Source organism: Nocardia araoensis NBRC 100135 (assembly GCF_000308435.1).
In the GTDB taxonomy this organism is placed as follows: domain Bacteria; phylum Actinomycetota; class Actinomycetes; order Mycobacteriales; family Mycobacteriaceae; genus Nocardia; species Nocardia araoensis.
The window spans coordinates 1-7,714 of record NZ_BAFR01000321.1; the positions used below are offsets into that span (position 1 = coordinate 1).

General features: G+C 68.1%; 9 protein-coding genes and 1 pseudogene. 6 read left to right on the plus strand and 4 right to left on the minus strand.

The genetic code is table 11. The annotated features are described in order from the left end of the window. On the plus strand, nucleotides 1–1,084 hold a 1,084-nt coding region (locus ON21_RS31215; protein ID WP_039804016.1), incomplete at its 5' end, for a SulP family inorganic anion transporter. A 43-nt stretch (nucleotides 1,085–1,127) separates the two neighbouring features. Here ON21_RS31215 and ON21_RS41120 read toward each other — a convergent pair. Then, complete coding sequence (locus ON21_RS41120; protein WP_373281164.1) at nucleotides 1,128–1,673, minus strand: STAS domain-containing protein; 546 nt, start codon at nucleotides 1,671–1,673, stop codon at nucleotides 1,128–1,130. 201 nt (nucleotides 1,674–1,874) lie between these two features. Here ON21_RS41120 and ON21_RS31225 point away from each other — a divergent pair, with 201 nt between their 5' ends. Then, the gene (locus ON21_RS31225; RefSeq protein WP_039804026.1) at nucleotides 1,875–2,558 is read left to right on the plus strand and encodes a PAS and ANTAR domain-containing protein; all 684 of its coding nucleotides are present in this window, start codon (nucleotides 1,875–1,877) and stop codon (nucleotides 2,556–2,558) included. 48 nt (nucleotides 2,559–2,606) lie between these two features. Here the strand turns inward: ON21_RS31225 and ON21_RS31230 are convergent, their stop codons facing one another. Both ON21_RS31230 and ON21_RS31235 read right to left on the minus strand, forming a co-directional pair. After that, complete coding sequence (locus tag ON21_RS31230) at nucleotides 2,607–3,050, minus strand: hypothetical protein (RefSeq protein WP_051021526.1); 444 nt, start codon at nucleotides 3,048–3,050, stop codon at nucleotides 2,607–2,609. Between the two features lie 181 nt (nucleotides 3,051–3,231). Further along, nucleotides 3,232–3,423 (minus strand): DUF3072 domain-containing protein, encoded by a 192-nt coding sequence (locus ON21_RS31235; RefSeq protein ID WP_039804020.1) that lies wholly within the window; start codon nucleotides 3,421–3,423, stop codon nucleotides 3,232–3,234. Nucleotides 3,424–3,604: 181 nt separating this feature from the next. Between ON21_RS31235 and ON21_RS31240 the strand changes: the two genes are divergently transcribed. The 4 genes from ON21_RS31240 (at nucleotide 3,605) to ON21_RS31255 (ending at nucleotide 7,272) form a co-directional block, all read left to right on the plus strand. Next, on the plus strand, nucleotides 3,605–4,243 hold the full coding sequence (locus ON21_RS31240) for an HD domain-containing protein (RefSeq protein WP_039804022.1): 639 nt from the start codon (nucleotides 3,605–3,607) through the stop codon (nucleotides 4,241–4,243). Nucleotides 4,244–4,291: 48 nt separating this feature from the next. Next, nucleotides 4,292–5,233, plus strand: a complete 942-nt coding sequence (locus ON21_RS31245) for an NADP-dependent oxidoreductase (protein ID WP_039804030.1) — start codon at nucleotides 4,292–4,294, stop codon at nucleotides 5,231–5,233. A 405-nt stretch (nucleotides 5,234–5,638) separates the two neighbouring features. Beyond that, the gene (locus ON21_RS31250; protein WP_039804024.1) at nucleotides 5,639–6,151 is read left to right on the plus strand and encodes a hypothetical protein; all 513 of its coding nucleotides are present in this window, start codon (nucleotides 5,639–5,641) and stop codon (nucleotides 6,149–6,151) included. Next, nucleotides 6,148–7,272, plus strand: a complete 1,125-nt coding sequence (locus ON21_RS31255; RefSeq protein WP_051021527.1) for a tyrosine-type recombinase/integrase — start codon at nucleotides 6,148–6,150, stop codon at nucleotides 7,270–7,272. The genes ON21_RS31250 and ON21_RS31255 overlap by 4 nt, the downstream gene beginning before the upstream one ends. Nucleotides 7,273–7,454: 182 nt before the next feature. Here ON21_RS31255 and ON21_RS41125 read toward each other — a convergent pair. Beyond that, a pseudogene (locus ON21_RS41125) lies at nucleotides 7,455–7,646 on the minus strand (TetR/AcrR family transcriptional regulator); the annotation flags it as partial. Between the last annotated feature and the right edge of the window lie 68 nt (nucleotides 7,647–7,714).

Below are 7,714 nucleotides of genomic sequence, written 5' to 3' on the forward strand. Positions count from 1 at the left end.
TTATCTGCCGAAGCTGCCGCTCGCGCTGATCACGGTGGCCGTCGCCACCGTATCGGCGCAGGTAATGAACCTGCGCCTCACCCCGATCGGCGAGATTCCCGCCGGGTTGCCCGCCCCCACGATCCCATTTCCGCACCTCGATCAGGTCGGCGCCCTCATCGGCCCCGCACTCGCTGTGGCCGCACTCGCCGCGCTGGAATCGCTGCTGTCGGCCACCGCGGCGGACGCGATGGCCGTCGGCACCCGCCACAACCCCGACCGGGAACTGCTCGGACAAGGGCTGGCCAATCTCACCGCTCCGATATTCGGCGGCGTTCCGGCTACCGGTGCTATCGCTCGCACCGCGGTGAACGTCCGTTCCGGCGCACGCAGCCGGCTCGCCGCGCTCACCCACGCCGTCGTACTGGCCGCGATCATCTACCTGGCCGCACCCCTGGTCGCCGACATCCCGCTGGCCGCGCTGGCGGGCGTGCTGCTGGCCACCACCGTGCGGATGATCGAAACCGCGTCACTGGCGGCGATCGCCCGTGCCTCGAAAGGCGACGCCGCGATCATGGCCGTCACCTTCGGCATCACCGTCGCCATGGACCTGGTCACCGCGGTCGCGGTCGGAGTCGGCATCGCTGTCGTGCTCGCCCTGCGGGCCGTCGCGAAAGAAGCCCGGCTACAACAGATCCCGCTCGATCCCCACACCGACGACACCACCCACCTGGCCGAGGAACACCAGCTGCTGGGCGATCACATCGTGGCCTACCGCATCGACGGGCCGCTGTTCTTCGCCGCCGCCCACCGATTCCTCCTCGAACTGGCCGAAGTGTCCGACGTCCACATCGTCATCCTGCGCATGTCCCACATCACCGCTTTGGACACCACCGGCGCCCTCGTGCTCAAAGACGCCATCGGCAAACTCGAACACCGCCACATCACCGTGCTCATGTCCGGACTACGCGACGACCACAAGCGGCGCTTGGCCGCGATCGGCGCCCTCCCGGCGGAGGGTGACGCCCACATCTTCGAACATACGCCCGATGCCATCGCCCACGCTCGCGGCCGCTTGCACAGCCCGGCTGAGAACCCCTGCTGACAACGGTGGCCTTTTGCCATGCCTTGCCGAGTGCGTTCGGGAGCTATCGTGCCGTTTTGTCGGCCGGTCCCGGGCGATGGGCACGATGGACGCGATCGTTGCGGGCAGTGACGCGGCGGGTTGCGGAGTCCGCTCGGCGAGGTGGAAGTGGATGCAGTCGCAAGGCGGTGAGTGCGCTGACCATTGTCGAATGGATGGGTAGCCGTGCGGTTACCGGGTCGATGGGCGCGATCTTGGCGATGGTCGAGTTCGTGCTCACCAATCTGACCGCCACACCGCGGCTGCGGCACGCCGCCGCATCCTGTGCCAGAAGGTAGAGCGCACGCCATGACATGAATTCGAGCTTGGTCGTGTCGACGACCAAACCGCAGGACGACGTTTCCGCGCATTCCATGGCTTCGCGGAGATCACGCGCCCACGTTTGCAGAGTGAACCCGTCCGCGACACCGCGGGCCGACATCACCACCGCAGGCCCCTGACGCCGCAGTCTGCTGAACAACCGGGTACGGGGATCGGGCGTGTGCCCGTGTGAGTCGAACGAGTCCGAATCCATGACTCTCTCCAGGTTCGAGCGCCTTGTCCGGCACATCCAGCCGAGGAGTCCTGTTGGAATCAAGACGTCTCGTCACCGTCCTGCCTACCATCGCGCGCGGTGGTCGGGCGACGAGAGCGGCGAGTGTGACCATTTCGGTATCCGGGCCGGCATCCACCCGAGCGACGGCCGCTGTGTTTCGGGGAAAGTTTCCAGGACGAAACGATTCCGACCTTCGGTATGCCAGGAGGGAGCATGATGGCACGGGTGGGCGATGGGAATGGGTCGGACTCCACAGGCGCCTCGCATGGTGACGCCCGGGAGGTGGAGAGTCCGCAGCGGGTCGGCAGTTTCCGGTTCTGGTTCGACGATCAGCGCTGGGAGTGGTCCGACGAGGTCGCCGAGCTGTACGGCTACACCCCCGGCCAGGTGCAGCCGACCACCGATCTGGTGCTGTCGCACAACCACCCTGCCGATCGCGCCGCGGTCGCCGACGCCCTGGCCACCGCGGTGCGCGACCACGGCGCGTTCTGCAGCAGGCACCGCATCATCGATACCGCCGGGCGCGTCCGCCACGTGCTCGTGGTCGCCGACCACATCTTCGACGGCACCGGCGCGGTGGTGGGTACCTCCGGCTACTTCGTCGATCTGACCGCCGCGGTCGATGAGCAGCGGCGCGAAGCGCTCGACGAGACGTTGCCGGAAGTGGTCGAGGCCCGCGCGGCCATCGAACAGGCCAAAGGGATGCTGATGCTCGCCTACGGGCTGAACGCCGAGCAGGCATTCCAGGTGTTGCGGTGGCGGTCGCAGGAAACCAACACCAAACTGCGGGTGCTGGCCGCCAAACTCGTCACCGTTGCCGCGGCGGGCGGCGGCGGCCCTGTCCAGCTACGCACCCAACTGGACCATCTACTGCTGACCATCCACGAGTACCCGGATTGATCGGAAATCCTTCGGCCGGCCGCAGGGGCCGCCCCCATGGCCGCGCGGTCAGGGCAGGGCGAGCATGCCCTTGTTCTCGCGGACGGTGACCACGGCGACGAGGTCCGCGTACGGGGCCGAGCCGAGCCTGAGCTGATGCCCGAGCCGGGCCACGGTCAGGCGCGCACCGTATTTGATCCGCAGACCCTCGGCGACGGTGTCGGCCAGCGGTCCACGACCGTAGAGCTGCACACTGCCCTGATGTTCGCGGGATCCGATGGCGGGCTCGCCGCGCCAGTCTCCGGCCTGGACGATCACCCGGCGATCGCGCATCATGCACGCCGCCTCCGGCGACCACGACGAGAGCCGGAACGCCAGTCGCCCGAGCCCGACCGGCACCACCAGGCGCCGCAGCCGCTCCCACCGGCCCGGTTCGATCTCATGGGTCACCAGCACGGTCTGCGCGTCCCACCACAGCGACCCCGGATGCCAGTCATCCGGGCGCGTCGGCACACGCTGCGGCAGATCCTGTTGACTCCGAACTAATAAATCTGCATGGACGGACATAGATCCGGTGTAGCAGCGGAACCGGGACCCGGCAAGAGTGACCGCCGACACCGCATCGGCGTTTCGCCGGTGCGGGTTGCCCGGTGCGGTCGACGGCAGGCACTGTCGACGCAGCTGTTTTTCCTGGTCACGCACCGCGGCCCGTGCGCTGCTGCAACTCGTCGATCAACTGCGACGCTTCCGCCTTGGTCAGCTCCTCCGGCACCTCCGCCCCCGCTTCCTGGGCCAGGGTGTGTAGATAGGACTCCTGCGGGCCGGTCATCGGCTCGTCGCCGGTCGTCCAGTGGTCCGGATCTTTCTCCGGCTTCGGTTGCACCATCGCCGCTCCTCACGCTCGACAGAACATGTGTTCGACTCCCGGCTACCCGGCCGTGTCCATCTTCAATCACCACTTCCGGCTTGTTTGCCGGGCTTCGGCTCGGGTAGGCCAGAGGAAGGGACTGTGGCCGTGACCGATTCCGCCATCGAGCCGACACAACCTCTCGGAAGGCCGAAGATCTATGCCAGAGGTCATCGCGGGATTGGCGATACCCGAGACAGCGGCGGTCGCCGAAGCGACCAGGCTGATCCAGGAGACCACCAGCCCCCTCATCTACCATCACTCCCGGCGGGTCTACCTCTTCGGCCTCATCCACGCGCTCGAGCTCGGCGTGCGACCGGATCCGGAGTTGCTCTACCTGGCGGCCATGTTCCACGACACCGGCCTGCTGGCTCCCTTTTCCGATGTCGTACAGCGCTTCGAAGTCGACGGCGCAGACCACGCCCGCAAGTTCCTCCTGGACATGGGTTTCCCCACCGCCGCCGCCGACACCGTGTGGACGGCGATCGCGCTGCACACCACGCCGGGCATCCCCGGCCGGATGGCGGCGGAAATCGCGACCACGCACTTCGGCGTCCTGACCGACGTGGTCGGCTTCGGCCTGGACGGAATGGACCACGATCAGCTGGGCGAAATCCTTGCCGTCCACCCACGAGGCGACTTCAAGAACGAGTTCCTGCGAACCTACGTCGAGGGGCTCGCGGGCCGCCCGGAAACCACGGAAGGCACCGTGAACTCGGACGTGCTCGAGCACTTCGTCTCCGGCTTCCAGCGCACGACAACGGTCGAGCGGATCGTCGGGTCGCCCTGGCCGAGCTGACCGGACAGCGCACGATGGCCGATACCGATGTTGCGAAAGGATCCCGGCATGCGAGCGATCACCGTGCGAGACCGTGACTCGGGTATCGCCGGTCTCACCCAGACCGACATGCCATACCCCCACGCCGCGGAAAACGACGTCATCGTGCGCGTGCACGCCGCGGGCTTCACTCCCGGAGAGCTCGACTGGCCGGCAACCTGGTCCGATCGCGCCGGCCGCGACCGGACACCCACCATCCCCGGGCACGAGCTGGCCGGAGTCGTGGTCGAACTCGGCTACGGAACCACCGGACTCACCGTGGGCCAGCGGGTCTTCGGACCGACCGACTGGACGCGCAACGGATCTCTGGCCGAGTACGCTGCGGTGGAGGCGCGCAACCTCGCCCCGCTGGCGGCCGACATCGACTACACCGTGGCCGCCGCGCTGCCCATTTCCGGACTGACCGCATGGCAGGGATTGTTCGACCACGCCCACCTCGCGACCGGCCAGAGCGTCCTGGTGCACGGCGCCGCAGGCGGCGTCGGCTCGATCGCCGTCCAGCTCGCGCGAGCGGCGGGCGCCCATGTGATCGGCACCGGCCGAGCCGATGACCGTGATGTCGTGCTCGGCCTCGGCGCGCAGGCCTTCCTCGACCTGGGCGGCGACGACTTGCAGCAGGTCGGCGAGGTGGACGTGGTATTCGACGTCATCGGCGGCGAGATCCTCGAGCGATCGATCGAACTGGTACGCCCGGGCGGCACCCTCGTCACCATCACGATGCCACCGCCCGCGCAGCCCGAGAACGGGCGAGCCATCTTCTTCGTCGTCGAACCCGACCGCGCCCGGCTGCTCGACCTCGCCCAGCGCCTCCGGAGCGGACGGCTCGACCCCATCGTCGGGGCCGTACGACCGCTGTCCGAAACGGCCGCCGCGTTCGCCCGCCACCGCCGCACGCCCGGCAGGACGATCATTCAGGTCGCGGATGAACGACCTGCGGGACTCGTCGACTGACCGAGCTGTCGGAAAAAGCTGCCGAGGGCTGCTCGATCGGCCTGGCCTTCCTTCTATTTCGCTACCGAACGACTACTGCACGATGGCCTCGTGCGGTTCTGGTGGCGCGTGCGCGCACCGATTCCCCGGTGCGACAGCGATATGTGGGTGGGCCGACATGTGCCTGAGCAGGTAGCACGCGGGCATCGACGGTCGCTGTCACCGTAGCCGCCGCTCGGCAGACCGGTCGGTGAAACGGGGTATGGTTGGCTCCATGAACACTCAAAGGTTGCGAATCCGCCGCGATTTGTGTGTTGTGAAGTTGTTTCCTGCGCACACAGCGTGAACATTCGCGGCACCTGCTGCGTATGTCCGGTTCGAGAACACAGAACCGGGTGTGTAACCGCCTGACACTGAAAGTTGGGCGTGCTGATGCTATCCGGCCTCGTTTCCGCCATCCCCTCGACCCCGAACGCCCCCTCCCGGGCACCTGGTAGCCGCCCGCTCGCCGGGCCTGCCGCCAAGCCGCTCGCGTGGAACACACCGCTGCCGCTCCCGGCGCTGATCCGGCCGCAGAAACCGGCGCGTCCGCCCGCGCTGTACGACGTCCGCCCCATCGACCGGGCGGGCCGGATCATGGCCCGGCGCCTGCTCACCGCCCTGCAATGGCGGCGGGGCCAACAGTGCCGCATTCGCGTCGATGAGGGCGTGCTCACCCTCACCGCCGACAACCAGGACGATGCCGCCCCGGCCTACGTCGACGGGCAGGCCAACCTGCGCCTGCGCGCGGCACTGCGGCGCGAGACCCGCATCGACGGCGGATATCTGCTGCTGCTCGCCGATATTCCGTCGGCGACTCTGCTGGTCTTCCCACCCACCACCCTGACCGCACTGCTGGCTCCGTGGACCGGCCCGCTCGAGGACGCCTTCCCAGCATGAGCACTGCACCCTCCGACGCTCAGCTGGCCGCCGCGCGAGTTCTGCTGCAAGGGCTCGGAATCGAACCCGAACAGCTACTCGGCCAACCAGGTACCACGCGAGCGATACCGACCCTGGCTGAATACGTCCCGATCGTCTACGCCGCCATGCCCGACACTCCCACCCGCAACCACTACCTCTCCTACTGGAACAAGCTCCTCGTCGACCACGCCGACCAGCGCCTGAACGAACCCACCGTCTCGCAGCTGCAGACCTTCGTGCACACGGTGCGCGAGCAACGCCAGCGGCGCAGCAACGACCGCGGCGGAGTCAGCACGGCCAACCACTGCATCCACGCCCTGCGCTGTCTCTACCAGCACGCGGTCAACGACAACTACATCACCGCCGCCGACAACCCCACCGCCAAACTCGGCAAGGCCCCGCGCCCGGCCTCCAACCGGCGCGCCCTGCCCCACGACTCGCTGGCCCAGATCTGCACCGCGGTCGCCGACGGCGGCGACGACCCCGTCTTGGACACCCTGATCGTGCGCCTGCACATCGAAACGGCCTGCCGCCGAGCAGGCATCCTCACCATGAGCGGCGACGACCTCGACCCTGTGCGCTGCCTGATCCAGGTCCGGGAGAAGGGTGGCTTCTCCCGCTGGCAGCCGATTTCCCCCACCCTGACCGAGGCTCTGGTCGAACACCGCGAAACCCGAACCCCACCGACCGACCAACTGCCCGCCTTCACCCGCAACGGCCATCCCATCACCGCCGCCCGCAATCGGCGGCTGCTGCGCTACCGCAACGGCCATCCCCTCGGCATCCGCCGCTACGACGTGCTCTGGGACCGCCTCGGCCGACAACTCCCCTGGATCGCCGAGCACGGCATCTCCACCCACTGGCTCCGCCACACCACCCTGCGCTGGGTCGAACGCAACTACGGCCCCGCCGTCGCCAAGGCCTACGCCGGCCACTCCGACCGCAGCTACAACGGCAACGCCATCGATATCTACACCCGCGCCACCATCGACGAAATCGCCCACGCGCTGGCCACACTCACCGGCGAGCCACACCCCCTCGCCGGCGACCCCACCAACCAGCACCAGAACCACGAATTCCTTCTCCCCGCGCGCGCATGACCACCACCACCAGCGTCGGCTGCCGACCTCCGACGACACCAGCCCGCCGCCCCGCTCGCCGTGCACACGGTGTTAGGACGGGCGACGGCGATGAGCAGGCCCGCTCGCTGATCGTGGGAGTTGGTGCCCGTGTTGATGGCGGCGACCGGGCTGATCTGCGCCTCCAGCGCGCTGGCGAGCAGATCCTTCTTGTTCGGCCAGCGCAGGTAGATCGAAGTCTTGCCGACGCCGGCGCGCTCGGACACCGAGTCGACGGTGAACTTGCTCCAGGCGTCCTCGCCGACCACCTCGGCTGCCGCACGCAGGATCCGCTGGTCGACCTCGGGGTCACGCGGACGTCCGGCAGCTGCGGTGCCCAGTGCGCTGTGCGTCATGACCGACAGTCCCCCGCACCGGACGAACGGGCATCGAGGTACTGGTCACCGAGCAACAGATGGCGCAT